The sequence below is a fragment of the Mesobacillus sp. QJM3NY_10 genome, assembly GCF_056173465.1.
Map to the genome: position 1 here is coordinate 3,068,441 of NZ_CM149675.1, position 25,956 is coordinate 3,094,396.

25 protein-coding genes and 1 other RNA gene are annotated in these 25,956 nt (G+C 41.4%); 5 read left to right on the plus strand and 21 right to left on the minus strand.

Annotation, left to right across the window (positions count from 1 at the left end; all coding sequences use genetic code 11):
• The 7 genes from AC0VX7_RS15460 to AC0VX7_RS15490 all read right to left on the minus strand — a co-directional run bounded on the left by AC0VX7_RS15460 (window position 1) and on the right by AC0VX7_RS15490 (window position 7,360).
• A complete protein-coding gene (locus AC0VX7_RS15460) occupies window positions 1-1,143 on the minus strand; it encodes a THUMP domain-containing class I SAM-dependent RNA methyltransferase (protein WP_475424950.1) in 1,143 nt (380 codons plus the stop codon).
• Window positions 1,144-1,276: 133 nt separating this feature from the next.
• Window positions 1,277-1,665, minus strand: an RNA gene (rnpB, locus tag AC0VX7_RS15465) — RNase P RNA component class B.
• Window positions 1,666-1,748: 83 nt separating this feature from the next.
• The gene (gene gpsB / locus AC0VX7_RS15470; protein ID WP_215037175.1) at window positions 1,749-2,048 is read right to left on the minus strand and encodes a cell division regulator GpsB; all 300 of its coding nucleotides are present in this window, start codon (window positions 2,046-2,048) and stop codon (window positions 1,749-1,751) included.
• A 114-nt stretch (window positions 2,049-2,162) separates the two neighbouring features.
• Window positions 2,163-2,723, minus strand: a complete 561-nt coding sequence (locus AC0VX7_RS15475; RefSeq protein ID WP_475424951.1) for an SLOG family protein — start codon at window positions 2,721-2,723, stop codon at window positions 2,163-2,165.
• A 318-nt stretch (window positions 2,724-3,041) separates the two neighbouring features.
• The gene (locus AC0VX7_RS15480) at window positions 3,042-3,359 is read right to left on the minus strand and encodes a CotD family spore coat protein (RefSeq protein WP_084135366.1); all 318 of its coding nucleotides are present in this window, start codon (window positions 3,357-3,359) and stop codon (window positions 3,042-3,044) included.
• Window positions 3,360-3,790: 431 nt separating this feature from the next.
• Window positions 3,791-5,068, minus strand: coding sequence for a ribonuclease H-like domain-containing protein (locus AC0VX7_RS15485; protein ID WP_475424952.1), 1,278 nt, complete (start codon window positions 5,066-5,068; stop codon window positions 3,791-3,793).
• A 15-nt stretch (window positions 5,069-5,083) separates the two neighbouring features.
• A complete protein-coding gene (locus AC0VX7_RS15490; RefSeq protein WP_215037171.1) occupies window positions 5,084-7,360 on the minus strand; it encodes a DEAD/DEAH box helicase in 2,277 nt (758 codons plus the stop codon).
• Window positions 7,361-7,558: 198 nt separating this feature from the next.
• Here AC0VX7_RS15490 and AC0VX7_RS15495 point away from each other — a divergent pair, with 198 nt between their 5' ends.
• Entirely contained in the window at window positions 7,559-8,251 is a 693-nt protein-coding gene (locus tag AC0VX7_RS15495) for a Crp/Fnr family transcriptional regulator (RefSeq protein ID WP_475424953.1), read from the plus strand.
• Between the two features lie 130 nt (window positions 8,252-8,381).
• Here the strand turns inward: AC0VX7_RS15495 and hcp are convergent, their stop codons facing one another.
• Complete coding sequence (hcp, locus tag AC0VX7_RS15500; protein ID WP_475424954.1) at window positions 8,382-9,683, minus strand: hydroxylamine reductase; 1,302 nt, start codon at window positions 9,681-9,683, stop codon at window positions 8,382-8,384.
• 223 nt (window positions 9,684-9,906) lie between these two features.
• Here hcp and AC0VX7_RS15505 point away from each other — a divergent pair, with 223 nt between their 5' ends.
• Window positions 9,907-10,380: an Hsp20/alpha crystallin family protein gene (locus AC0VX7_RS15505; protein WP_475424955.1), complete on the plus strand. Its 474-nt coding sequence runs from the start codon at window positions 9,907-9,909 to the stop codon at window positions 10,378-10,380.
• An 87-nt stretch (window positions 10,381-10,467) separates the two neighbouring features.
• Here the strand turns inward: AC0VX7_RS15505 and AC0VX7_RS15510 are convergent, their stop codons facing one another.
• Window positions 10,468-11,046, minus strand: coding sequence for a YppG family protein (locus AC0VX7_RS15510; protein ID WP_475424956.1), 579 nt, complete (start codon window positions 11,044-11,046; stop codon window positions 10,468-10,470).
• Window positions 11,047-11,237: 191 nt separating this feature from the next.
• Between AC0VX7_RS15510 and AC0VX7_RS15515 the strand changes: the two genes are divergently transcribed.
• Window positions 11,238-11,435, plus strand: a complete 198-nt coding sequence (locus AC0VX7_RS15515) for a YppF family protein (RefSeq protein WP_102263371.1) — start codon at window positions 11,238-11,240, stop codon at window positions 11,433-11,435.
• A 38-nt stretch (window positions 11,436-11,473) separates the two neighbouring features.
• Here the strand turns inward: AC0VX7_RS15515 and AC0VX7_RS15520 are convergent, their stop codons facing one another.
• The 3 genes from AC0VX7_RS15520 to AC0VX7_RS15530 all read right to left on the minus strand — a co-directional run bounded on the left by AC0VX7_RS15520 (window position 11,474) and on the right by AC0VX7_RS15530 (window position 13,701).
• Window positions 11,474-11,917 (minus strand): YppE family protein, encoded by a 444-nt coding sequence (locus AC0VX7_RS15520; protein WP_475424957.1) that lies wholly within the window; start codon window positions 11,915-11,917, stop codon window positions 11,474-11,476.
• A 57-nt stretch (window positions 11,918-11,974) separates the two neighbouring features.
• Window positions 11,975-12,229: a hypothetical protein gene (locus AC0VX7_RS15525; protein ID WP_215028675.1), complete on the minus strand. Its 255-nt coding sequence runs from the start codon at window positions 12,227-12,229 to the stop codon at window positions 11,975-11,977.
• A gap of 485 nt (window positions 12,230-12,714) precedes the next feature.
• Complete coding sequence (locus AC0VX7_RS15530) at window positions 12,715-13,701, minus strand: DUF2515 domain-containing protein (RefSeq protein ID WP_475428171.1); 987 nt, start codon at window positions 13,699-13,701, stop codon at window positions 12,715-12,717.
• Between the two features lie 123 nt (window positions 13,702-13,824).
• Between AC0VX7_RS15530 and recU the strand changes: the two genes are divergently transcribed.
• Window positions 13,825-14,442: a Holliday junction resolvase RecU gene (recU, locus tag AC0VX7_RS15535; RefSeq protein WP_475424958.1), complete on the plus strand. Its 618-nt coding sequence runs from the start codon at window positions 13,825-13,827 to the stop codon at window positions 14,440-14,442.
• Between the two features lie 32 nt (window positions 14,443-14,474).
• Window positions 14,475-17,003, plus strand: coding sequence for a PBP1A family penicillin-binding protein (locus tag AC0VX7_RS15540; protein WP_475424959.1), 2,529 nt, complete (start codon window positions 14,475-14,477; stop codon window positions 17,001-17,003).
• A gap of 48 nt (window positions 17,004-17,051) precedes the next feature.
• Here AC0VX7_RS15540 and AC0VX7_RS15545 read toward each other — a convergent pair whose 3' ends face one another.
• The 9 genes from AC0VX7_RS15545 to panD form a co-directional block, all read right to left on the minus strand.
• A complete protein-coding gene (locus tag AC0VX7_RS15545) occupies window positions 17,052-17,429 on the minus strand; it encodes a YpoC family protein (RefSeq protein WP_475424960.1) in 378 nt (125 codons plus the stop codon).
• The gene (gene nth, locus AC0VX7_RS15550) at window positions 17,429-18,079 is read right to left on the minus strand and encodes an endonuclease III (protein ID WP_475424961.1); all 651 of its coding nucleotides are present in this window, start codon (window positions 18,077-18,079) and stop codon (window positions 17,429-17,431) included. The genes AC0VX7_RS15545 and nth overlap by 1 nt, the downstream gene beginning before the upstream one ends.
• 105 nt (window positions 18,080-18,184) lie before the next feature.
• Window positions 18,185-18,892 carry a DnaD domain-containing protein gene (locus AC0VX7_RS15555; RefSeq protein ID WP_102263378.1) on the minus strand — a complete coding sequence of 236 codons (708 nt, stop codon included), beginning with the start codon at window positions 18,890-18,892 and terminating at the stop codon, window positions 18,185-18,187.
• A gap of 253 nt (window positions 18,893-19,145) precedes the next feature.
• Window positions 19,146-20,327, minus strand: coding sequence for a pyridoxal phosphate-dependent aminotransferase (locus AC0VX7_RS15560; protein WP_475428172.1), 1,182 nt, complete (start codon window positions 20,325-20,327; stop codon window positions 19,146-19,148).
• Between the two features lie 106 nt (window positions 20,328-20,433).
• Window positions 20,434-20,919 carry a cell wall elongation regulator TseB-like domain-containing protein gene (locus AC0VX7_RS15565; RefSeq protein ID WP_475424962.1) on the minus strand — a complete coding sequence of 162 codons (486 nt, stop codon included), beginning with the start codon at window positions 20,917-20,919 and terminating at the stop codon, window positions 20,434-20,436.
• Window positions 20,920-20,987: 68 nt separating this feature from the next.
• On the minus strand, window positions 20,988-21,158 hold the full coding sequence (locus AC0VX7_RS15570) for a YpmA family protein (protein ID WP_215028724.1): 171 nt from the start codon (window positions 21,156-21,158) through the stop codon (window positions 20,988-20,990).
• Between the two features lie 219 nt (window positions 21,159-21,377).
• Window positions 21,378-22,208 (minus strand): ComEC/Rec2 family competence protein, encoded by an 831-nt coding sequence (locus AC0VX7_RS15575; RefSeq protein WP_475424963.1) that lies wholly within the window; start codon window positions 22,206-22,208, stop codon window positions 21,378-21,380.
• Window positions 22,209-22,501: 293 nt separating this feature from the next.
• A complete protein-coding gene (gene dinG / locus AC0VX7_RS15580) occupies window positions 22,502-25,297 on the minus strand; it encodes an ATP-dependent DNA helicase DinG (protein WP_475424964.1) in 2,796 nt (931 codons plus the stop codon).
• A 264-nt stretch (window positions 25,298-25,561) separates the two neighbouring features.
• On the minus strand, window positions 25,562-25,948 hold the full coding sequence (gene panD / locus AC0VX7_RS15585) for an aspartate 1-decarboxylase (protein ID WP_475424965.1): 387 nt from the start codon (window positions 25,946-25,948) through the stop codon (window positions 25,562-25,564).
• Between the last annotated feature and the right edge of the window lie 8 nt (window positions 25,949-25,956).

The following is a 25,956-nucleotide window of genomic DNA, read 5'->3' on the forward strand; positions in this document are numbered from 1 at the left end:
TTATTTCTCAACTCTTGGAGGGCGTTTGCCCCAGTACTGATAGTAATCGGTCCGGATGAACCCATTGAATAGCTTGCGTTTCTTAGTTGCCGGTTTTCCGTATACTTGTTCAAAGTCCTCATTGGATGTCAGGATATAGATGGACCATGTGTCAAGTGGAGCAAAGGCTTTGCCCATCTGGCTGTACATTTCTTCAACAGCCTTCTTTTCACCCAATCGCTCACCGTATGGAGGGTTGCCAACCATGACGCCATACTCTTTTTTTGTCGTAAAGTCCTGCACACGCATTTGTTTGAATGAAATCAAATCGCCAAGCCCTGCTTCAAAAGCGTTCTCTTCGGCAATCTTCACCATGCGATGGTCGATATCCATGCCGCTGATATCCAACGGCTGGTCATAATTTGCAAGGTCCTCTGCTTCCATTCTTACCTCGTCCCAAATGGAATCAGGAAAAATGGCCCAGGCTTCTGAAACAAATTCTCTGTTAAAACCCGGCGCAATATTTTGACCGATTAACGCTGCTTCGATTGGAATTGTTCCTGACCCGCAAAACGGATCAACGAATGGTTTGTCTGGATGCCAATTTGTCAGCTGGATCAGGGCAGCTGCAAGTGTCTCCTTCAAAGGAGCCTCCCCCTGGCCAGATCTATATCCGCGCTTATGCAGGCCACTTCCGCTGGTGTCGATTGTCAAAGTCACGACATCCTTTAGCAAGGCAACCTCTATTTTGAACAATGGCCCGTTCTCTTCAAACCATGTAGTCTTTTTATAAGACTTTCTCATTCGTTCAACAATAGCTTTCTTAACGATTGCCTGGCAGTCAGATACACTGAAAAGCTTGGATTTTACTGACTTACCCGAAACAGGAAATTCGGCATTTTCCGGTAAAAATTCTTCCCATGGGAGGGCCTTGGTTTTTTCAAATAATTCGTCAAATGTATAGGCTTTGAATTCGCCAATCTTGATTTTGATTCTGTCTGCCGTACGTAGCCACATATTGCTTCTGGCTATTGTCCTGGCATCACCTTTATAAGTGATCTTCCCATTTTCTACTTGGCATTCATACCCAAGGTCACGGACTTCCTTTGCGACGATTGCTTCAAGCCCCATCGCAGAGGTCGCGATTATATCAAAATTCTTCATCGTTTCACCCTTTATATCCAATATCTTATGTATTTCATTATTAAGTTGCCCAATAACACTTAATATACATAAAAAAAGCTCTCCTGGCAAAAGGAGAGCTTTAGTAAACACTCATACAAATCCATTAATAACGTTCTGTAAGCCATGTTTTGTACCTTTGTACTGCAAACGACCAAAGGTCTCGTACTCCGGTGGTAATCATCTATCTACAGATGAGAACTCATCTGTCCTTCCCTTTGTTCAGTTCCTCCAGGAAGGTGCCCCTACCATCGTTTGGGTTTCTCGCTCGTGGGGTTTACCTCGTTCCACCCTTCCGATTTCTCGGAAGGCTCCGTCACTGTGGCACTTTTATAGGTATTCATGCCATATCGTTGCCGACTTAGGCATTTTCCCGGCCGTCAGCCGCGCGTGAGCCCGACTGCCCTGGCTTATGAATTGGCCAGGCACGAACACTACAAGCATCTCAGCCTGTGCGAGCATGGACTTTCCTCTGCAGCAGAACTGCAGCGATTACCCGAACGTTATTAACAGCTACAAGAAACATTATATGAAATATAGGTTTGAAAAGCAATGGTAATACATTTCAAAAATTAGCAGATACTGGATTAATCGTAAAGTTTATCCCCGAAGACATGCTTTTCTAGATTCGAAAGCCTCTTAAGGATATCGAAGTTTGTTGTACCAGCTGCCTGTGTGCTTGGTCGGCGCGAAGCTTCATCAAGCTGCTTTTTAAGGCGCAGATTGTCCTGTTGAAGCTCTTCAATCTCCTGCTGCATAAATTCATAGTCCTTGATGATCGTATCAAGAAACTTATCAACATCTTCTGGCTTGTAACCACGCATAGCTGTTTTGAACTCTTTTTCTAAAATATCTTTAGCAGTTAACTGTATTTTATCGGATAGCATTCCATTCACCTCAATATACACCAATCGTCACATTTATTTTTTCAAAAACAAGGCGATTTGTCAATTTTTCTTTTATTAAACTTGTTTATGTGGTTCTGCAAGCAATATTCATGGTTAAAAACCCTGCTGCTTCAATTGTTCCTCTTCAACCACCATTTGTAAATCGTACAATGTAATTAATCTTATTTCATATTCGTTTGCTTCTTGATATTTTTTTGCTGTTTCATATATAAATTTTGGACTGCCTTCTTTTTCAGGATCATAAAGCAAGACCAACAGGTCGCTTTTCTCTAAAAAAAATTGATTCTTCAGCCTGAATTGCCACGGTTTTTCGTAAGGTTTTTTAGTGATGGAATCAACATGGTCAGCTCCAGCCATCACTGATTCATACCACTCCTTATTGGCTTCTTTCCAAGTTTCCTCCTGATTCAGGAAAGGAGTGAATACAGAAAGTTTTAATTCAGGATATTCTTCCTGGAGCTCGAAAACCGCCTCACCAGCCCATAATTCGACACCTAGCTGTCCGCTTATCATCACCCATTCCAGACCTTCCTCAATTAAAGGAAGCAAGCTTTTTTTTATCGCTATTTTTATGTATTCTGCTGACGGATGATCATGCTGGAATACGCCAAGTTCAAAAGGTTTATACCCAGATATCGCAGCTACTTTTACCATATAATCTCCTTTGAAACTTTTATTAAGGCTGTTTTCGTAAGGATTGTTGTTAAAATCCTAAAGCCGATTTTAACGTGATAAAAAGCCATTTTGTAGTTCGGTATTAAGTGTGCAAGCTCTTTTTTCATAATAAGTTTTATTTTTTTGAAAAGAAATATAGGTAATTCAATCCTATTTTGTAGTCAATAGCACCAAAGTTTTAGAAAAGAGCCTTTATTAATCAGAACTCCATATTGAAGGTATTCCCTTTAAGCAATAAATATTACACCTGAAATTTTCAAAAAAACAAGGGCTGCAAGAGCCCTTGTTGAAGACATTTTATCGACCAAATCCTGGACCGCCAAATCCTGGTCCACCAAATCCTGGACCGCCAAATCCCGGGCGCGGTCTAGGTCCAACTGGAGCCACTCCGCCTGGTACCGGACCAGGTCCACCATAATGATTCTGGTGTGTCACCTGATTAACTGTGGACTGTGTCTGCGGGAAATAATGGACATGATCGTAATTGATGTGGTTTACGTTTGTAGTGTGTGTTGGATGAACATGCGGAACCACATTATTTGTAAAGTTATGGTTTGTACAGCACTTTGTAGGATGAACTACTGTTGGCAATACATGTGTCGGTTTGCAGTGCATAGTGCATAACTCCTTTCATTTAGACTTATTGTTTACATTATCAGCCTATGAAGAAGTGATGCGTCTTGTACTAATGAAAACACCTATTTTTTCAAGAAAATTGCAGTGCAAGCACCTAGTGATTTGTATAAATCACCTAGTGATTTCTATAAAATCATCTAATGAAATTCTTAGAGGAATGTGTAAAAGTTGTCCTTCAACCCGCTGAAAATAACAGCAATGAGGGTGATCACAACAAAATAGAGAACTAAAACCGCTTTATACATCAAACCCGCCCCGTAAAATTATATTGTTTTTTTAACACCATACAATTTTACATTTTACAACGTCTAAACCATACATACAACAGGATATTACAGGTTTTGAAAGGATAAATGTTAAAATTTTGTTACAATTCAAGGTTACTTGACGAATCCTAGTATAAAACCAGTTTATTTTGGCGAATTTTGCGCTTGCCCGGGAAATTCTTTTCGGGAAATCCTCTGTATCCTTTTTTCGAGCTCCTGGATAAAAATCATGTCTTTTTTTGTTGTACCCTTTTCCTCCTGATGAAGCTCCTGAGCAAGACGGCAATACTCTAGAGCCAATTCAAGCTTTTTTTCACGATGTTCGAAATGCTTGGCCAGCTCGATACATGCTTCTTTACGCTGCATTTTTGTCCCTTTGGCTGCACTTTCTTCCCATAGAGCGACTGCCTTATCCCATTCTTTATTTTTTTTATGCTCAAAAGCAAGTGCATGCTTAGCTGAAACCTCTTCTTCATTTCCACCGTCCAGAAGACCAGTGAATGCTTGCTTCGCTTTATCTGACTCACCTAGGTAGGAAAACCAGCGTCCCACCTCGTAAGTTTCCCGTGGTGTTTGGGTCTTGTCCCTTCCGAGAATCTGGAAGGTTAAATGTGTATAGAGAGTCAATAATGACAGGATATCCGTTTCATTATGCTTAATGACACCCAGCAATCCTTCTGGGTTCTTCCTCTCCAGGAAGTCAAAATAAATCATTGGTGCCAAAAAGCCTGGAATGTCATCCTTCCTTTCAAGACCCAATATCTCCTGTTCCACTATGCTCAATTTCATCCGCTCGATCTTATGCTTCCATAATCTTCTCGCTGCATGATACAAATCAAAATGACCAAATGAAGGCAGCTTTGGCACATGGTCACGGACAAGGGTGTGCCTCGTTTTGACTTGTGGCCAATCGAATGCCTTGCCATTGTATGTAACCAATGTCGTGTAATCGGCATTCATCAAAAAGCTCTGGTAAAGAGCCACTTCTGCTCCCGGATTCGGCAGGATATGCTGTTTCAACTTCACTGTATCCCCTGATATGGACGCATGACCAAGCAGGAAGATGGTGTTGCCAGCCCCTCCCCCAAGACCGGTTGTTTCGGTATCAAAAAACACCAGGTCCAAAGGGGTGTGCCCGGCTGCAGAGAGCGGATGCTTAGTTCCCTCCTTGTTCCAGAGCGAAACAGCCTCGAGCAAATCGCCGAATCGGTAATGCCCATGCTGGTGATCAAGCGGATAACTTACTTCCCTGACTAGACAATATTGTCCATCAAAATAGAAGGGGGAAACCTGTTCCTGCTCCCAGACGTCAAGAAACGGGATTTCTGGAGTTTTTTCAGCTTTGACCGGTTCGGCCTTTGGCTTATCGATCCCGCTTTTTATATGGGGTTTCAACCTGTTCAGTTTATTCTTGAGACTCATATTCCCCCTCCTTTCCTAAACAGCAGCTTTAAGGAATAAATCCAGTAATTTCACAACGTCATTTTTAGAATGGATGGATGTAGTATCCGTTCCGATGCAAGACGGGCACCCATCGGAACACTGGCAATTCTTGACCATTTGTTTTGTTTGGTTCAGAATTTCTTCTATTCCTGAGTAAATTTTTTCGCTTAATCCTATCCCCCCAGGATAGCGATCATAAAAGAAAATGGTTGGCTTTTCGTTATGGGCCGCCTTGACCTGAGGGACTACATGGACGTCAGATGGGTCGCACATCACGAATAATGGCGCAATATGCTTTAGTGCCTGAGAAGTACCGATCAATCCTTCCTCAAGACGGTCATGACCAAATTCGGATAACTCTTTGTTCAGTGATATCCATGCTGAGCTTGTGTGAAGCTCCTCTTCCGGAAGATAAATCGGTCCAGAACCGATATTCTCATGGGTTTCAAACCTGATCTTCTTGAAAATCGTTGCCATTGCCCTTACGCTGACATCTCCGTAGCCGATTTCTGTTTCTTCATTGCCTCTGTGCTTGTCTTCCTCCAGCACACTGAGCTGAACGGCGAGATTGGCATCGGTAAAATAATCAACATCGACTTCACGGACAAACGCCTTCTTTTCCTCCCAATCTAGCTTTTCCACCTGGAATTGAATCCCTTGATGCAGATAAATCGCTTCTTCATGCAGCAGCGTCATGGCTGAAAAAGTATCCATTTCGCCAATCACTCTGACATTAGCTACATCTGACTGGTCGATGATCACTACATTTTCCTGTGATGCTGAACGCAGACTGATATTGTGAGCCGGGAATGCATCATTCATCCAGAACCATTTGTCTCCGTTTTGGTGAAGAATACGCTCCTCAGTCAAATATTCAAGTATCTCCTCAATTTCTGCAGCACCAAAAGTGTCGCCCTTTTTGAATGGCAATTCATAGGAAGCACACTTGATATGGTCGATTAGAATAATCAAATTATCGGGATTGATCCTTGCCGTTTCCGGACTGCGGTTGAAAAAGTAATCAGGATTCTGGATAACGTACTGATCCAGCGGACTGGAGCTGGCCACCATGATGACAACCGACTCCCCGTGGCGGCGTCCTGCCCGTCCTGCCTGCTGCCAGGCACTTGCAATCGTTCCCGGGTAACCGTTCATGATGCATACCTGAAGCTGGCCGATATCGACACCTAGTTCAAGAGCATTCGTGCTTACTACCCCATATATGTCACCTGAACGGAGGCCCTTTTCGATTTCGCGCCTTTCTGTCGGAAGGTAACCGCCCCGGTACCCCCTGATTGCTTTTGGGCCAAGCTTGTGTTTGACCAACTCCTGAAGATAAGTCAGCAGTATTTCGACCCGGACTCTGCTTCTTGCAAACACGATGGTCTGGATCCTATTTTTCAAAAATTCACCTGCGAGCCTCCTGGTTTCAAGTGTTGCACTCCTGCGGACATTAAGCGGAATATTAACAACTGGAGGATTATAAAATAAAAAGTGCTTCCTGCCTGAAGGAGCTCCATTATTATCGATCAGCACCATATCCTTTTCAGTCAGTCCCTCAGCCAGTTCCAAAGGGTTCGCAATCGTCGCTGAAGTACAGATGAAAACAGGATCGCTGCCGTAATAATTGCAGATTCTCTTCAGTCTTCTGATTACATTTGCCACATGGCTGCCGAAGACTCCCCTGTAAATATGTAATTCGTCGATGACGACATACTTCAGATTCTCAAACAGGGAAACCCACTTTGTATGGTGCGGCAGGATCGCAGAATGGAGCATGTCCGGATTTGTAATAACGATATGCCCTGCCCTCCTGACCTTCTGACGGATATTGGAAGGAGTGTCCCCGTCATATGTATAGCTATTGATAGACAGCTCCGCCTCCTGGATCAGCTCGTTGATCTCACTCTTTTGGTCCTGGGCCAGTGCTTTTGTAGGGAACATATACAGCGCTCTAGCATTCGGATCATTTATGATAGATTGAAGTACTGGCAGGTTATAGCACAGTGTCTTTCCCGATGCAGTCGGTGTGACAGCCACAATGCTCTGCCCCTTCATGATTTGATCATAAGAAGACTTTTGATGTGTATATAGGCGGGAAATTCCGCGTCTTTCTAATGCTCTTTTCAGAATCTCGCTTAATTCTTCTGGCATTTCTTCAGACTGTGCTTCTTTCTCATCAATCGTATGCCAGTGGACAATATTTCTCTTTACCGATTCACTAACCTTTAATTCTTGCAAAATCTCTTGCATGCTTTTCCGGACTTTCATAGCGTTCACCTCGTTATTCTTATTTTAGCGAATAAACGTTCGTTGCAAAAGATAAAAGTTCAATAAATCAAATTGCTATTTTTTGGCATACATCTTTTAATATCCGCAATTCAACCACCCTCGAAACAATCAGTTATGTCATTTAATACAACCTTTTGCTAAAATAGAGTGGACAGACAGCTAATTGAGGTGTTTCTTTTGGATAAAAATGAAATTAAAAGTGTCCTAGCCAGGTTTTCACTGTTCAGGGACCTTGATGACCATGAACTTGAAAAGATTGTAGATATATCAATTTCACGAGAATGGAAGAAAAACAGCCATATTTTCATGCAGGGCGACCCGCTTGAAAATGTGTATTTTATTAATGAAGGAAAAGTGAAGGTCTATAAAAGTGATGCCAATGGCCGGGAGCAAATAGTGGCTATTCTTAAAAAAGGAGAAATGTTCCCGCACGTAGGGTTTTTCAGAAAAGGCGGATATCCAGGTTATTCCGAAGTATTGGAGCAGGCAAGTCTTGTTGTCGTACCGATTTCGCAATTTGAGAAAGTTTTGGTTGATAACCCTCACTTAAGCATCAAAGTGTTCAAGGTACTTGGAGAAAAAATCGTTGACCTCCAAGAAAGGCTTGAAGCACAAATCCTGAACAACACATACGAACAGATTATAAAGCTTTTGATCAGGCTAGGTGAACTTCATGGAGAAAAACAGGAAGATGGCACGATTTTGTTAAAGGCTGATTTTACAAACAAAGACCTGGCCAATATGATTGGGACGACCAGGGAAACGGTTAGCAGAACGCTGACCAAAATGAAAAAGGACCAACTGATTACCACTGATTCAAATGGGAACATGATATTAGACCTGGACGTATTGATGGATGAGCTTGTTTAATTTTCATAGACTTTGTAGTTAACTCGAACAATCTCAAGTCATAGGTAAATCCCCCAATAGAAGTTTTTATAATCAATTCGAAAGCAAACAATAAAACGCCCGAAGCTATCTGCTTCGGGCGTTCATATTTTTATTCAGTTTTACTTAATCCCATCATTGTTTCCAAATCTTCCTGTGCAGTTGTGATCAACTTCAGGTTGAAGGTTTCCTGAAGAACTTCCATCACTCCGTCAGAAATGAATTCTGGCGGCTTAGGCCCAATGCGGATATCCTGGATTCCAAGACTGAACAATCCAAGCAGGATCGCTACAGCCTTTTGCTCGAACCAAGAAAGAACGATACTTACAGGCAGCTCATTCACATCACATTCAAACGCATCAGCTAATGCCTTCGCGATTTTTACAGTGGATACAGAGTTATTACACTGTCCAAGATCCAAATATCTAGGGATGTTCGTTCCAGGAACCACACCATAATCCACATCATTGAAACGGAATTTTCCGCATGAAGTTGTCAGGATAACAGCTTCTGGAGGAAGCGATGTTGCAAGCTCCCGGTAGTATTCTCCGCCTTTACCAGGTGCGTCGCAGCCAGCAATGACGAAGAAGCGCTTGATTTTACCAGACTTTACCGCATCAATAACTTCAGGCGCAAGCCCGATCACTGTTTCATGGTGGAAGCCTGTCACTAATGTCTCTTCAGATTCCATATTTGCTTCAGGAAGCTCCAAAGCTTTTTCAATAAGCAGAGTGAAATCATCATTTTCTATTTTTCTTACATTCTCTAGGCCTGTAACCTCATAAGTGAACATACGGTCTGCATATGAACCTTTGATTGGCATTACACAGTTTGTCGTAGCCAGGATTGCCCCTGGGAACTTTTCAAACAGGCGGCGCTGGTCGAACCATGCTTTCCCGATGTTCCCCTTAAGGTGCGGGTACTTCTTCAATGCCGGATAGCCATGGGCAGGTAGCATCTCGGAGTGAGTGTAGATGTTGATGCCTTTTCCTTCTGTTTGTTTAAGCAGCTCTTCAAGCGCGAACAGATTATGTCCTGTTACGACGATACATTTTCCTTCAATCTTATTCTGGCTGACTTTTACCGGCTGAGGGATACCAAGTCGGCTCGTATGCGCTTCATCCAGAAGCTCCATCACGCGAACCGCTGATTTTCCAACCTTCATTGCCATATCGATATGTTCTTGTACATTAAAGTTAGAGTTGGTTAATGTCATATACAATGCTTCGTGGGTTGTTGCATCAACAAATGAATCTGTGAAACCAAGCTGGTTGGCATGGGTTCTATATGCTGCGATCCCCTTTAAAGCAAAAATCATTGTGTCCTGTAGGCTTGCGATTGTTTCATCTTTTCCGCATACACCAACAACTGTACATCCTCCTGTTGGCGTTTGTTCACATTGGTAACAAAACATCTGTGTATTCCCCTCTTCTGCGTTATTTACTGTTTCAGCATACCGAGGATGAAATTCCGGATATGTGACCTAAATCACACTAAAGGCATTTTTCACAAAGTGTTCAAAAAGGTAAGGCGAAGTAATGAAGTGTCATCAAGGTAAAAGCAGCTCAATCTTGAACAGGGACATTCTTCTCAACATAACCTATTATAAGAATTTCTTCAGAGGAGGATGTGCATCGATGGCAACCAACCATCCTGACCGCCCAAAAAGACAAGAAGCCCTTGAACAATGGTTTAAATCCATGAACCAGCTGATGCAGGAAAAGCCAGTAAAAGGCATACTGCAAAGCATTGATGATTTTTTCAGACAGCCCTTTCCACATTCACACTTCAATGTTGGGGTGCATGAAACAGAAAAGGAATATATTGTGACAGCAGAATTGCCCGGAGTTAAAAGAGAACAGATTTCCATAAATATTATTAATAATTCCCTGACAATACTGGTCAATCAGACTGACGCTACTTCGGAAATCAATGATGTCGCAAAGACAGAGAGGCACATGGCTTCGGCTCGGCAATTAAGCAGAACGATTCCCTTTTCGGTTCCGGTCAATGAAAGAAAGACCCGTGCTTCCTATCGAAACGGCCTGCTTGAAGTCAAAATCGCAAAAAAGCAAGGCAAGAAGATTGATATTTTAAGTGATCAAGATTGATGTTGCGATCCCATAAAAATGAACAAAATAAACAAGCAGGCCGATTAAATTGCCTGCTTGTTTTGTTTCCTTTTGGATTCTATTTAATTAGACCTTAAATATTCCACCGAAACCTTTGACGAGCGAAGATACCTGGGTCACGGCATTCATCATCTGTCCTGCAGTATCTACCATTTTATTGACATCCAAATTGCCATCCTGGCTTTTGAAAGAGTTCATGATGGACTGCAGGCCAGAGGGCTGCTTAGGCATGAAAGCATATTGTGGATATGGGTTGAAGTTCTGATAATCTGCTTGTGGGTTATAGTACCCATAGATAGGGTCACCCTCAGGCTCAAGCGGGTTTTGGAAAAGCATCTTAGAATAGTCATTCTTGCTTCCAGCCATCGGGTTAGGCTGATTCCAATAAGGATTCCCTTGTTGCATATTTGGATTCATAGGGTTGCCCTGCTGCATATATGGATTCACCGGGTTCTCCTGCTGCGTATATTGGTTTTGCCAATTTCCTGGCATCGCATTCCAATATGGATTGTTATACTGTTGAGGGAGCGGTTGCTGCCGGTTCAAACCTTGGTTATTCCCATATAAAAAATTCGGATCGTGATTATATTGATATTCCCACCATTGTGGATGATTGGTATTGGTCTTATTCCTGCGGCCAAACATGGCGAACATCCTCCTCCAAGTTTTCATTACGATATTATATGTTATTGCCGCCCAGTTGGTGATAAGGCTGGAAGGTACTTCCGTTTTTGTCTAACGATGAAATATGTTGTCGGAAGTTTCAATTTTTGAAAAATAGAAGACCATTCCAATTTCATGATACGATTATTTCAAATGATGGAGGAGGATGAAAAATGAACGTTCACGAACTAAAAAATCTATTTGCTGAGACAAAAGAATACACTCCGGAACATGTAAATGAATTGCTCGATTTTACTAAAAAATCGTACATTCAGAATGAAATTACCATTATAGAATACCGGAATCTGGTTCGTGAGCTGGAATTGCAAGGAGCTTTCATTCCCGAGGATCAGAAAGAAATATCCATATAAAAAGATTGAAGCACCAGTTCTCTGGCGCTTCTTTACTTTCACTTCCTTGTTTTCTCGACGGCAATGATCATGCTGTTCAATATGAATTCAACTGACTGAATTTGATCAAGGAATCTTTTTTTGCTTGTTTCAGGAAAAAAAGCCTGGACAGAGATGACTTCCAAATAGTCCGCCGCTGTTTCAATTTGATTAGCATGAAGATTCTTTGGTCTATTTTCCATAATCCATTGGCCTGCTGATTCTCTCCACGCATCTGCTGCCAATTTCACCTCATCAGCGAATGGCTTAACTTCTGAATGAAAATCACCCCTTACTCCCTCTTCCTTTGAAAGTTGAAATCGTTTATGAGCCGTTTCCACATCAACCAGCAGTTTTTTGGATAATGTAAGAATGTTATTTTCTATTTCCACTTTAATCACACTTTCTTTATATCTATTTATTTTTTGTTCATGGTTATGCTCTTTCTTAATGACCTTATACAAAAAAGTAGCCTTCGTGTTAAGAAAGCTACTTTAAAGATGAATCCATTCTAATATAAATTAAAAACTCAATTCAAGTTTTAGAGAGGATTGCTCAGATTTTGCTTGTAATTCAGATTTTATCAACTTAGGCAGCTTGCCTTCCATTCTATCTAAAAAAATGCCTGTTTCTCTTAACTGTGATGAATGTGTCAGGCACATCGTTTCCCGGACTTCCATTAAAGATTCATGCAGGTTGATATCCGTCTCTTCAAGGCTATGGGCCATATCAGTCAACATCCCTAAAATCTCTTCTTTTTCAATTCCTGGTCTCATCGGTCAATCTCTCCCAACTATAGTTATTTTAAGGTCTGGCAGTATGCACCCTGCTGAACGACAACGAATCCTCTATAAGGAAATATAGGAACTTAAATTGTAAATTCTACTTCTTGCTGAAACCTCCTTCACCTTTGACAAAACTAGAAGGAATTCGCCAAACAAAGTGCTTTTCAGCATCAATCTTTACAGCCTTCGACATTCAATTGCCGAATGAAAAAACAGCAAATGAACAAACTAATCTCGGGAGGTGTTCACATGAATAAAAAACAACAGAAAACCGCGCAGCAGCCTAATAAAACCGCTGAGAAGAAAACAGGGTATGGCGACAAAAAGCTGGAAGGACCAAACCGTCCGGCAGAGTGAACCATAAAGCGGAAGAGCCTCAATCAGCCGCAGCAAGACGAAGACAAGCGACTCGAGGGGCTTTGCGCAGGAGCTGGATTAAACAAAAAGCAAGGAGATCCCTTGCTTTTTTGTTTGGATCAATTTGAAGTGAATAATTCCTTCACCGATATCATGGCATGTAATTGTTTTTGCTTTTTTTTGTACCATTCCGTCAAGTGAACAGGATGCTTATGGTTGAGTTCCTGGCTAAACCACTTTTTGTGAAAATTTCTCTCCTTATACCAGTCACCTTGTTGATGGAAATGATGCTGAATGATTGGATAGGTACAGCGAAGGAATGGCGTATCTCTTTTTTTATCGAAAGGAAAGTACTGTTCATAATCATGTCTTGAAGCAGTATGTTCTGTTTGGACTGCGAATTCCAGAAATAACGGATAATACCTGTGGTCAAATAATATTGACGCAAGTCGCTTTCCAAGGTTTATTCTTTTGCTGACGGATTTAAATCCATTTACACTCGCCCCGTAGAGTTCTCCCTCACACGTTGGAAACAGGACCGTACTGAAATGCAGATAATCTTCGAAGGAAAACATCATTGTGTTAAATACTCTCTTTTTATATACCGGATGCTTTATAACAGGATTATGGATCACATTTTGTTCATTGATGATCAAAGCTGTCATCAGCCTTTTTTTATCTCCCTGCTCCCAAAATACCTGCCATTCTTTTTCCATAAACGTTGATACATCAAGGAATTTCAGCAAGTGAAACATTGGTGTGCTTTTTTTCGTCGAATAAGAGTATAAAAGGAGCTGCGAAAAGGCATCGCGGAATATCAGCCAATTGGCTCTTTCATATGTGAGGAACAACCGCTGGCGTATAGGGAGATCCAGCATTTTGGGGAACCAATCTCCCTCAAGGTCGCACATATTATAGCCGCCATTCCTTGAAACCATGCTGGCCAGGAACGCCCAAATCATTTCGGGATAATCCAGATAAAAATCAAGATACGCTCTAGTTCTTGATATGTTGTCCAAATTTAGTTCATTAGTTTCCAGCCTTATTTTTTGTATGATCTCGGCTTCATGGTCAGACAGCAGATGAAATTGAGGATTTTGGGTTATTGACACACCTTTTCTCTTCCTTTTCTATAGGTTCTTTATAGGGTGAATTGAAATGAGGCTTTTTATTCAACCAAAAACCGTTGATATTTGGTATGATATAGAGTAGTCTGCGAGGTGGTCAGCTTGATATTCAATTATCCAAATGGTAAGAAATATACGCCAAATACAAATAAAGAGCCGGCAAAAAAAGCCAGGGTGCAAAAAAATGCAGCCTATAGTAATAGAGGAATGACATTGGAGGAGGACTTGAATGAAACAAACTCCTACTATGTTGACCGGGGCATAGCGGTCATCCATAAAAAACCGACACCCGTTCAAATCGTTAATGTGGATTATCCGCGCAGGAGTGCAGCTGTTATAAAAGAGGCATACTTTAAACAAGCTTCTACTACAGACTATAATGGAGTTTACAAGGGAAGGTACATTGATTTTGAAGCTAAAGAGACTAAGTTTTCAACATCGTTCCCATTGAAAAACTTCCATGAACATCAGATTGTCCATATGAAAGCTGTACTTGAGCAAGGAGGTATATGTTTTGTCATCCTCCGTTTCTCTTCGGAAGAAGAGATCTACATGCTGGAAGCGAGCCATTTGCTGACTTTCTGGGAAAGAATGAAGAATGGCGGCAGGAAGTCAATCACAAAGGAAGAAGTCATCGAATTCGGCCATCAGATACCCCTTGGCCTTCACCCAAGGATTGACTATATAAAAGTTATCGATTATCTTTATAAACTTAGTTAGTTTTTTTATTGCGAGAAAGGAATGAACTATAAATGGCACAAAAACCTCAAACTAGAGAGGAGCGCCGAAGACAACAGGCAGCCAAGACTAAGAAGACAAAAGGCAAGAAAGCGAATAAAGGAATGTTCAAGAAAATTTTCCTCACGCTGATTGCTCTTGGCATCATCGGCATGTTGACCGGAATCGCTACCTTCGCATTCATGATACAGGATACACCAAAACTTGATGAGTCCTTGCTCAAAGACCCTATATCTTCTAAGATCTATGATAAAGATAAAGAGCTTGTAACAGAAGTAGGCTCGCAGAACCGGGATTATGTAGCTTATGAGGATATACCAAAACTAGTTGAAAACGCCTTTTTAGCGACAGAGGATGTAAGATTCTATAAACATAATGGTATCGACGTAATCCGTCTTGGAGGAGCCGTTATAGCAAACATAACTGACGGCTTTGGATCCGAAGGTGCTTCCACCATTACGCAGCAAGTTGTCAAAAACTACTTCCTTGGCTTTGAAAAAACGGTTTCTAGAAAGGCACAAGAAGCATGGCTAGCTTACCAGCTTGAACAAAAGTATACAAAGCAGCAAATCTTTGAAATGTATGTAAATAAAATTTATATGTCAGAGAATATGCACGGTGTCCTGACTGCATCAAAGACATACTTTGGTAAAGATGACTTAAGTGAGCTTGAGCTTCATGAAGCCGCACTGCTTGCAGGAATGCCTCAGAGTCCTAATAATTACAATCCTTTTACGAACCCTGAAAAAGCGGAGAAGCGAAGGAACACTGTATTATATCTGATGCATCAGCACGGAATCATTTCACAGGAAGAGAAAGAAAATGCACAAAAGATCCCTGTTGAATCCAGCCTTGTTAAGGAAGAAAACAGAAAGAATAAGAATGAAGAACCATTCGATGCCTTTGTTGATATGGTAATCGAGGAAGTAACAGAAAAAACCGATTTTGATATTTTTTCCGATGGACTTGAAATTTATACAACACTAGATCAAAATGCACAAAAACATGTAGAGACCATCCTTAATACAGATGCTGCAGTGCAATTCCCTAATGATGAAATGCAGGCTGGCATTACGCTGCTTGATACGAAAACCGGGGAAATACGCGCAATTGGCGGCGGCAGGAAGCAGCAGGTAAAGCGAGGCCTCAATTACGCCATTGATGTAACAAGACAGCCAGGATCAACCATCAAGCCAATCCTTGACTATGGACCTGCGATCGAGCATTTGCGTTGGGGTACCTACCATATGCTTGAAGATAAGCCTATGACCTATTCAAACGGCGAACCGATTGGTAACTGGAATGACAAATACAATGGCATCATGACAATGAGATCAGCCCTGGCTAAATCAATCAACATCCCTGCCCTGCAGGCCTTCCAGGCAGTAGGTAAAGAAAAGGCAAGGGAATTCGGGGTCAAGCTTGGTTTAACACTGAATGATCCTTTTTATGAATCAGCTTCGATTGGTGCTAAAGAAATTGCTCCAATTGAAATGGCTGGTGCATATGCAGCCTTTGGTAACAATGGTTTCTTTACGGAGCCATACTCAGTCAAAAAGGTTGTACTCCGTGACAAGACAGAAATTGATCTAACACCTGAGACTGAAGTAGTCATGAAAGATTACACTGCCTTCATGATTTCCGATATGCTCAAGACGGCGATCAAGCAAGGTACAGGAGCAACTTACGCGAATATTTCCAACCTTCATGTTGCCGGAAAAACTGGAACAACGAACTATACGCCAGAAGACATCAAAAAATGGGGTATTAAAAATGGCGGTGTCCCTGATTCCTGGTTTGTAGGCTATACAACAAGATATACAGCATCCGTCTGGACTGGTTATAGCGACAGAAAGACGGCACTGTACGGTAATGAACAAAAAATATCACAGACTCTGTTCAAGAATCTGATGACCTATGTATCTAAAGACGTAGATACACCTGACTTTACTGTTCCAAAGAGTGTTGAAAGAGTTAAAATCGAAAAAGGTACGATGCCTGCAAAGCTTGCAAGTGAGTATACTCCAAAGGATGAAATCCTTTACGAGTGGGCTGTAAAGGGCAATGTTCCTAAGGAAACTTCCAAGAAGTTTGAAAAGCTTGAAACTCCTTCAAACCTTGAAGCAAAATACGATGAATCGAAAAATGAAATCATCCTGAGCTGGGAATTCAATCAGGAGAACAAAGAGGATATCCAATTCGAGGTTACCGCATCCCTTGATGAGGGTTCTGAGCAACCACTGACCACTACCGGAGAGACAGGCTTGAAAATCGCCAATGCAGTTCCAGGCGGAATTTATTCATTCAAAGTCACAGCGATACGTGGTGAACAGCGTTCTGATCCAGCCACCCTTAAAGTCGAAGTTCCAGAACCACTCCTGCCAGAACCAGAAGATGGCGAGAATGAAAATGAAGAAGATGAAAATCAAGAAGGAAATGAAGAAGGAAATGAAGATGGCCAAGGGAATGGTAATGGTAATGGTGACGGTAACGGCGACGGAAATAATAATGGGAACAACAATGGTGATGGGGATGACGATTAATCTCCCTTCCAGAACTCAATAACAACGATAAAAAACAAACGTCCTGACTCAATCAGGACGTTTGTTTTTTGCTCTATTTAAGGCCACTTGTTTAGCGGACTGCTTTTCCTGTTCAGCGAACAATTCTGCAAGTTGTTTATAAGAATGAAAAAGTTTGGGTCTTGATACGATAAAATTAAGCCTTTCCTCTACATTCACCGGCTTAATCTTACAATCTTTAATACAATACTTATCCGGACTCAGTCTATTTGAAATAATAAGAAACTGTTCAAATAATTCTATCGCCCTCATCATCAATGGCAGTGCCCTATCGCTATCTCTGTTCTTGAAGTGGATATCTAGTTCACACTTGCACTGTCCCCATTCACTGAGGACCCTCTCCACTGCTTGTACATAATCCTGAAAGGAAATATCCGTTCTTTCCATTACGATTTGGCTCTCATTCTTTTTTTACCCTCTCTGCATACATCCAGTAAAGGACATGATTCACACTTGGGATTCTGGGCTTTACAATGGTATCGTCCAAAGAAAATCATCCTGTGATGCGTAATGGACCATTCTTCCTCAGGAACCTTTCTCATCAATGTCTTCTCAACCTCAAGAACTGAATCCTTCCAGCGGCAAAAAGCCAGGCGTTTGCTGACCCGCTCCACATGTGTATCAACTGCAATGGCAGGTATCCCGAAAGCGACTGAAACTACGACATTGGCTGTTTTACGCCCAACGCCAGGAAGCTTCGTCAATTCATCCCTGTCCCGCGGAACCTCACCGCCATACTCATCAATAATCATTTGGGAAAGCTTTTGGATGTTTTTCGCTTTATTGCGATATAATCCAATTGACCGGATGTCCTCTTGCAGTTCTTCCAATGAAACACTCAAAAAATCCTCAGGACTTTTGTATTTTTGGAATAAGTTTTTAGTCACCTTATTCACCAGGGCATCAGTGCACTGAGCAGATAGTGCGACTGCAATGACCAGTTCAAAAGGATTTGAGTGAACCAGTTCGCAATGGGCATTAGGAAACATCCTTTCCATTTCATCAAGGCAAAACCGGATTTGCTGTTTATTTAACATATATCTCACCACATTTCTAAATTTACGACTTTCAATACAAATTAAGACATTACACCTCGAAAAGAACCTAAAAAAAGAGAGAATAGATGAATTCTCTCGTTACAATTACTGTTCAAGCCAGTTATAAAAGGGAACAGGATTCGCAGAAACTTTGGGTTCTTCCTTCCCTGTCTTTTGAGCACTCTGGTGCTGCCTGAATTTCCTTCCATAACTTTTGGCTTGTTCGATCGTCTTGATCCCATTCTTCTTCCATTCAAAAAGAATCCGGTCTATGTACCGAAAATTCAATTTGCCAGAAATGACAGCTTCTCTTAATGCAGCTTTAATGATGATAGGGTCATGGTGATCATCATCCATCCACATAGCCAGAGACTCACATTCAAATGGTGATAACGGCCGGCCGAATTCCCTCTCAAATGCTGTATATAAATCCGTTTCTTCCTTCTGGTTGGTCATCTCTTTTTCCTGTTTCCGTTTGAGCATAAACTGATCAAACAGCTTTTCCCATAACGGTTCCAGGGAATATTTTTCATATCTGATTCCGTCCGTAGAATTCCCGTCACTTATCGATATAAACCCTCTTTGAATCAGTGCTCGGAGCAAATCTGTACATTCGAAAGCCGATATCGTCATGCGGGCTGCAAGTTCTGTAGGCGTAGGAAATTCATTTCCTTTTTCAGAAAAATAGAATACATGAAGTAATAATGCTAATTCTTGTTCGTTCAATCTCATTTCTTTGTACTGCGTAAGCAATACAGCAGGAATCGTAACATTCCCCTCTTTCAGCCAATCTAACATATCTGCTTTTTTCATTCCGGACACCTCTTTTCATAGTATAGCATGAACAAGCCCGGCTGGTAATAAAATAGAAAAAGATTAAAAAGGGAAATAAGTCGAAAAATAGCAATAAAGAAAGCTTTACCAACAAAATAAAACAAACTTCCCTAAAATACAACAAGGCCCGCAATGTACGGGCCTTATCCTTTGGTGTGTAATTTCTAAATAATTTCAGAAATCACTCTAACTTCGATAACGGAGAATCAGCCTTGATTCTCCGTCTGATGATTTAAGCCTTGCTTTCAACAAATTGATGAATTCTGCTGATTGCTTCCTCTAGCTGATCAAGAGATGTTGCGTATGACAGGCGCATATAGTCTGGGGCTCCAAAACCAGAGCCAGGAACTACCGCAACATTCGCTTCTGTCAGCAATACTTCTGCAAACTCATCCACATCCTTGCAGCCCGTCATAAGAGCCGCTTCTTTTGCATTTGGGAAGAGGTAAAATGCTCCCTGAGGCTTTATACAGCTGATTCCCGGTATTTCATTCAGCTTGCCATGGATGATTTCAAGTCTTTCCTCAAACGCCGAACGCATTGTTTCTACAGCATCCTGGGACCCTGCGTAAGCTGCAATCGATGCATACTGGGCAGGTGTCGTTGGATTTGACGTGCTATGGCTTGCCAGGTCAGTCATTGCCTTGATAATTTTACTGTTACCAGCTGCATAACCGATTCTCCAGCCTGTCATTGAATGGGACTTGGAAACACCGTTGATGATGATCGTCTGCTTTTTAAGCTCTTCTGAGAGTTCAGCAATTGAGATATGCTCAGCATTTCCATAAATTAATTTTTCATAAATCTCATCAGAGATGATCAGGAGCCCATTCTCAAGACATACATCACCAAGAGCCTTCAATTCCTCTCTGGAATATACCATTCCGGTAGGGTTGCTCGGGGAATTAATGATGACCGCCTTTGTCTTGTCGGTGACCTTTTCCTTTAGTTGTTCAGGAGTGATTTTGAAGTTGTTCTGTTCAAGCCCTTCCACGTAGACAGGATTTCCTCCTGCAAGCTTCACCTGCTCAGGATAGCTGACCCAATAAGGAATCGGAATGATCACTTCGTCACCTTCATCAAGAAGTACTTGGAACAGGGTGTACAAGCCATGCTTAGCGCCACTTGTTACGATGATTTCATTCAACTGATATTCAAGCCCTTGATCACCTTTTAACTTCGCTGCGATTTCTTTTTTCAACTCCGGCAGACCGCCAGATGGTGTGTACTTAGTGAAACCCTCATTCATGGACTTAACAGCAGCATCAATAATATGCTGCGGCGTATTGAAGTCAGGTTCTCCCGCTCCTAGTCCTATCACGTCTTTCCCTTGCGCCTTCAATTCTTTTGCTTTTGCGGTAATTGCCAAAGTTGATGAAGGAGTGAGTGCTCCCACTCTGCTGGCTAATTGGATCTCCATCCCTTTACCTCCTATTATTTGCACGTGGCTATGATTGAATATTTAATAATATCGTATTGTCCAACATTTGATCTTGATTCAAAAATTTGCCGAATGAGAATCACAAATTATCAATGGCCCTCAGTTTTTCACCTGTATCGAAATCGACATAATAATAATTTATTGTGTCGTTGTTGTTTCGGTAAAAAATTTCCCATGCCGGCCTGTCCGTCTTTTGGATTCTGGCCATGCCGAGCCTTACTTCAATAATTTCATTCGGATCTTTTTCCTGATATAGTTTATTTAAAGCTTCTTTTTTCGTGATACCATTTTTCGCATTTCTCGTGATGACTTCGCTGTTTTTTTCATTGATCCAAACATAAACATCTTCCTGTTTGGCATTTTTTCCCGTCATCACATAATAAGTCTCTTCACCACTATACAAACTGAAGTTTGTAAAATCTGAAAGGTTAGTTTCTTCTGACGCAATTTGGACAGCCTCTTTTTCTGCTGCCTTCACTGGCTCAACCGCGTTTAAGTATACATTGACCAGAATCCCCACAATTGTAACAACAATGAGGATACTGAAAAATATCCATTTCTTCACATGTATCCCCTTCTTTATGTATGCTCAATTCACTGCTTTTACATTAATCTAGACAGCATCTTAATTAATCAAGTGCGATAAATGGTGAAAATTGCTTTTTCTTTATCATCCTGATCCAATGCAAGACCGAACATGAGGTCATCACGCTTCAAAGTCCTGTTTAGTGCATCTACAATTTTATACAAATCAGGACTATTCTGGATTTTTACTGTCGATACTACTTCAATTTTGCTTTCCATGCTCGCTTCTTCTCCTCTCACACAATTTTTGTCATCTATATATGAGCGTTCAGCTGGCAACAATACAATTAACACCACTCATTATATCAGGAGATGGTTCTCACTGCTAAGAGTATTGCTGACACACAAAAACTTTTCTAGTCTGGACATCAAAAATGGCTGCGCAAAATATGCGCAGTTTTTCTTTAGTGATTTTCGGTACCTACATCCAATTAATGATTACTCTTCACTCAAGATTGTAATGACATCATAGGTTGAATCGGTAAGCTTAATTGTAACAGTACCATGCTGCTTTGTGAAATAAACATCAATCCAGGCTTCATGCAGCATCTCCACTAAATCCGGATCAGGTTTAACTGAATTTGATTTGAAGATGACTGCTAACTGAGGGTCAAGGTGCTCAATCAGCAAATCTGAAAAAGAACCTTTTGCAGCAAAAAACGGCATTTTGACAATATTGACATTCTTCAATGGTTCTGCAAGAAATGCTTGTTCAGAAGCATGACTAGCTGAACTAACATAAAAAATTTGATGATGAAAAAATTGAAAAGAAATATCTGTGCCTTCATTCTCTTCACTGCCATCGAAAATGACTTCTGCAGTCAAACCTGGCATTAGCTTTAACAAATCTCCCTGCTTCCAGCTTTGAACTTTCACTTCAGTCGGGATTGTGGCTCCTGCCAAAACCTGATTACCAGCTTTCCCTGTAAATATCCTGCGGACATTATATTTCTGGATTATTTGATCGAGGTTTTCCTGCCCAGCATTCGCAGTCAAAATAATCGTCGATAAATCATTTACATGAAAAAGAGCAAGCAGCCGCTCAAGCTCTTTGAATGTGCCAGTGCCACCAGTATTCACTAGTATATTCTCGCCATTAGCATGCTGAATCAGTGCGGCCTCTCCATCGCTTATTGCTAAGAATGTAAAAGCCAATTCGTTTCTTTTCAGATTGACATCTACCCCTTCAACCTCAACGGGAGCAGAAGGAGATTCATAAGGGAAATAATACCAATTCATAAATGCCAGGATTGCTAATAACAGCTTCATGTACACTCCTCCAATTACTTCTAGCTTTAGAGTGCTTCATTTAGCTGAAATTATAAAAAGCTTTTAAAAAAAGGCTGTTTGTAAAGATTGTTGTTAAAATCCTAAAGCCGATTTTAACGTGATATATACCCATTTTGCAGGTCGGTATTAAGCTTGCATGCTCTTTTCTCATAAGAAGCGTCAACTCTACGAGGGAATTTAGGTTATTCACTCCAATTTTGTATTCAATAGCAACAAATTTTGAGAAAAGGGCCTAAAAAAAGAAGTTCAATATTGGTCTTCGCGCAACAGTTCTACAGCCAATCATGAATCATATCGACTATTTCTGTTATAGATCCTTTTTCAACTGGAACGCCAGGCACCGATTGTAAAAAAGCACTTCCGTATGATGTGGTAACAAGCCTTCGATCAAAGATTAGAATCAGGCCTCTATCGTTTGAGGTACGGATTAGTCTTCCAAACCCTTGTTTAAATCTTAGGACGGCTTCAGGGAGGGACAATTCAGAGAAAGGGCTACCACCGTTTTCTTTGATCAAAGCACACTTTGCAGCTGTTATTGGTTCATCTGGTGGTGTAAATGGAAGCCTCACGATTATTAAGCATGATAGATCCTCACCCGGAATATCAACACCCTCCCAGAAACTGCTGGTCCCGAATAAAATCGCTTTATCGAACCGTTTGAAGTTCCTGGTCAGTCTTGTCCTGCTGCCTGCAGTAATCCCCTGGGCAATTAAAATAAACTCTTCAAGCAGGCCGCTCTCCTTGATTAGCTCATAAGCCTTTTTCAGCATCTCATGAGAAGTGAACAAAATCAGCATCCTGCCTTTAGTTGCTTCTGCAATCGAGATGATATGTTCCGTAATGGCCGCGACATAGTCATCATTAGATACAGACTTTATATCCGGCAAGTCATCAGGCACAATGAGCTTGACCTGAGACTCATAGGAAAATGGCGATGGAATTTGCTTTTCCATCAGTGTAGTTCGCAGTCCCAATTCCTTTTTGATAAACGTGAAGGAATTATTAACAGAGAGGGTTGCTGATGTAACAACTACACTTCTTTTTTTCGTGAAAAATTGTTCTGCCAAATAATCAGATACATAAACAGGGCGGGAAAAAATTGTCGTTGAATTTTGCAAAGCCCTCATATCTGCCTCAATCCATCTCACATAACCGCTTTCGTCCATAAAAAGGGTTCTAGCCGTAATACGGATTTTTTCCAAACCTTCTGTAACCGAAACAATCTCTTCAAGGATTGATTGCTGCACGCCTGTATAGCGATGAGGGCTTTTTCCCGCCTCATCCAGCCTTCCTTCCAGAGCGGTGATTAAATCCTTTAAGTGGAAATAAAACCTTTCTGCGGTTGTTTTCAATGCAGTCCAAATCCGGTTATCTCTGTCCGGAACCATGCTTGCATTCAATTTGCTTCCATAAGATTTATTCCTCAACGCTTTTCTTGCATAAGTTCCTGCAAGCTTGAAGAGTTCTTCTGTTTCATATACCAAATCGGATATCAACTGATTGATTTCAAATGTATGAAGCCTGCTGCTTCCCAGATCGCCGTTATTATTGTTCAGCAATGACTCCAACTTATAGAACAACTGGTTTTGGTCATATAAACCAAGCTGATTAAGTACTAGCCTGACAGCCAGATAATCCAGTGACTTGCCAAAATACTTTCCTGCCGCCTTTTCGAATTGATGACCTTCATCAAGTACGGCATAGTCATAATTCGGCAGCGGACCCTTCTCTGAAACAAGGTCGGCCAGCAGCATTGAATGGTTAGTGATCAAAATATCCGCATTATGCGCTTTTTCGATTGCCCTTTTGTAAAAGTCATAATCCTCCCAGTGCTTCGTCTTGAGGAAAAGCGCGCGTTCATTTTTCACTTTACTCCAGAAGAGCATGCCCCCGCTAGACAAATTGAGTTCATCATAGTCTCCAGTTTCTGTTTGCGTAAGCCAAACAAGGATCTGCATTTTAGTAAGGGCTGTATCGTAATTCTCCTCTACCTCCCTCAGGGAGTGCTCAAACCGGGCCATGCTGATATAATTGTTCCTGCCTTTAATCAAAGATGCATTTATGGTTGTTCCCAATACCTGACCCAGTTTTGGAATGTCATTGAATAACAGCTGTTCCTGAAGCTGTGTTGTGTAGGTACTGATTACAACCGGATTATTACTCTCCAATGAAAAAATTGCTGCTGGGATCAAATAACCAAGGGACTTTCCTACACCCGTTCCCGCTTCAACCAAAGCATGGCCATTCTTTGAGAATGCTTCACGAACGCAGTCCATCATCTCGAACTGTCCATGCCTGATCTCATAGCCAGTAAATGCCTTTTGAAGTAAAGACATCTTTTCCTCCACTGATTCTGGATACGCAATAGCACTTTGGTTAACTTTGCGGATCACCGCTCTCTTTTTCAAGGCAATCCCACGGTAAACCTCGATATCTTCAGGTAAAACCTCAAGCCTGCTCTCCTTCACACTCAATACATCATCAAAAATTAAGTGGAGGTCGCTCTTAAGCCCCTCTGAAAGCTTTGCCAGCTCCTTGACTGTGACCAAAGGCAACGCTTTTATATCCTCAAGCATGATCAGAAGCAACTCTGCCGTCACTTGAGCATCACTATCGGCCTGGTGAGGGCGGTCATGGTGCAAACCTTCCCTTGCGGCCAAATCAGTCAGTTTATAACTGTCAGCAGTCGGATACAGGATTCTTGCCATTTCCACGGTATCTATAACAGGACCATAAAAACCTTCCTGTCCTGAATTTAATAATTCTTCTTGTAAAAAGGAAAGATCAAATAAGACATTATGAGCCACAAAATAAGCATCTTCAAGCATATCAGAAACCTGCGGAGCGATTTCCTCAAATAATGGAGCATCCTTCACCATTGAATCAGAAATACCGGTCAACTCTTCAATGAATGCAGGAATCTCCTGCAATGGATTGACAAGCGAGGAAAATCGGCCAGTAATTTTTCCATCCTCAATGATCACTGCTCCAAATTGTATAATACGGTCACCCTTTTTAGGGGAATTGCCCGTTGTTTCTAAATCTACAACCACAAATTTTTGGCTCATTCTTCAATACACCTCTAACATTCAGTCAAACAAAAACGTATCATAAAAAATGCGAAAGTGAAAGCGGGATAGTGTCTGTATCGTCCCATCTATTAGATTCAATACTTATAGTCCTGCTTATATTATTGCCATTTTAATAACTTTTGGATATCTTTTTGTCGTTGTTTATCCTTTTGTATACACATTCTTACACCAAAGAGCGTTCTTGAGATTTGCTCAAGAACTGTATGAAAAAACTCCCGATAGTACGGGAGTTTTCTTGTTTTATAGGAATACCGTTCTTTCAGGTTCAGCATGAAGCATTTCTACAATACGGTTGTTCTCATCCATCAACGCTACTTTTGGCTGGTGAGACGGAACCTTCTCTTCAGAGACAAGCGCATAGGAAATGATGATCACAACGTCACCTTCATGTACTAGACGGGCTGCTGCACCGTTCAGGCACACTACTCCGCTTCCTCTTTCCCCCGGAATAATATAAGTTTCGAAACGGGCGCCATTATTATTATTGACTATTTGAACCTTTTCATTAGCTACCATTCCGACTGCGTCCAGAATATCGCTGTCGATTGTGATGCTGCCGACATAATTCAAATTGGCTTCAGTTACTCTAGCTCGATGTATTTTAGCATTCATCATGGTGCGGAACATGGAATATA

Excerpts from the sequence above, each read along its gene's own strand:
- AC0VX7_RS15460 (WP_475424950.1), bottom strand. The coding sequence starts at position 1,143 with ATGAAGAATTTTGATATAATCGCGACCTCTGCGATGGGGCTTGAAGCA.
- gpsB (WP_215037175.1), bottom strand. The coding sequence starts at position 2,048 with ATGCTATCCGATAAAATACAGTTAACTGCTAAAGATATTTTAGAAAAA.
- AC0VX7_RS15475 (WP_475424951.1), bottom strand. The coding sequence starts at position 2,723 with ATGGTAAAAGTAGCTGCGATATCTGGGTATAAACCTTTTGAACTTGGC.
- AC0VX7_RS15480 (WP_084135366.1), bottom strand. The coding sequence starts at position 3,359 with ATGCACTGCAAACCGACACATGTATTGCCAACAGTAGTTCATCCTACA.
- AC0VX7_RS15485 (WP_475424952.1), bottom strand. The coding sequence starts at position 5,068 with ATGAGTCTCAAGAATAAACTGAACAGGTTGAAACCCCATATAAAAAGC.
- AC0VX7_RS15490 (WP_215037171.1), bottom strand. The coding sequence starts at position 7,360 with ATGAAAGTCCGGAAAAGCATGCAAGAGATTTTGCAAGAATTAAAGGTT.
- hcp (WP_475424954.1), bottom strand. The coding sequence starts at position 9,683 with ATGTTTTGTTACCAATGTGAACAAACGCCAACAGGAGGATGTACAGTT.
- AC0VX7_RS15505 (WP_475424955.1), top strand. The coding sequence starts at position 9,907 with ATGGCAACCAACCATCCTGACCGCCCAAAAAGACAAGAAGCCCTTGAA.
- AC0VX7_RS15510 (WP_475424956.1), bottom strand. The coding sequence starts at position 11,046 with ATGTTTGGCCGCAGGAATAAGACCAATACCAATCATCCACAATGGTGG.
- AC0VX7_RS15515 (WP_102263371.1), top strand. The coding sequence starts at position 11,238 with ATGAACGTTCACGAACTAAAAAATCTATTTGCTGAGACAAAAGAATAC.
- AC0VX7_RS15525 (WP_215028675.1), bottom strand. The coding sequence starts at position 12,229 with ATGAGACCAGGAATTGAAAAAGAAGAGATTTTAGGGATGTTGACTGAT.
- AC0VX7_RS15540 (WP_475424959.1), top strand. The coding sequence starts at position 14,475 with ATGGCACAAAAACCTCAAACTAGAGAGGAGCGCCGAAGACAACAGGCA.
- AC0VX7_RS15545 (WP_475424960.1), bottom strand. The coding sequence starts at position 17,429 with ATGGAAAGAACGGATATTTCCTTTCAGGATTATGTACAAGCAGTGGAG.
- nth (WP_475424961.1), bottom strand. The coding sequence starts at position 18,079 with ATGTTAAATAAACAGCAAATCCGGTTTTGCCTTGATGAAATGGAAAGG.
- AC0VX7_RS15555 (WP_102263378.1), bottom strand. The coding sequence starts at position 18,892 with ATGAAAAAAGCAGATATGTTAGATTGGCTGAAAGAGGGGAATGTTACG.
- AC0VX7_RS15570 (WP_215028724.1), bottom strand. The coding sequence starts at position 21,158 with ATGGAAAGCAAAATTGAAGTAGTATCGACAGTAAAAATCCAGAATAGT.
- AC0VX7_RS15575 (WP_475424963.1), bottom strand. The coding sequence starts at position 22,208 with ATGAAGCTGTTATTAGCAATCCTGGCATTTATGAATTGGTATTATTTC.
- dinG (WP_475424964.1), bottom strand. The coding sequence starts at position 25,297 with ATGAGCCAAAAATTTGTGGTTGTAGATTTAGAAACAACGGGCAATTCC.
- panD (WP_475424965.1), bottom strand. The coding sequence starts at position 25,948 with ATGTTCCGCACCATGATGAATGCTAAAATACATCGAGCTAGAGTAACT.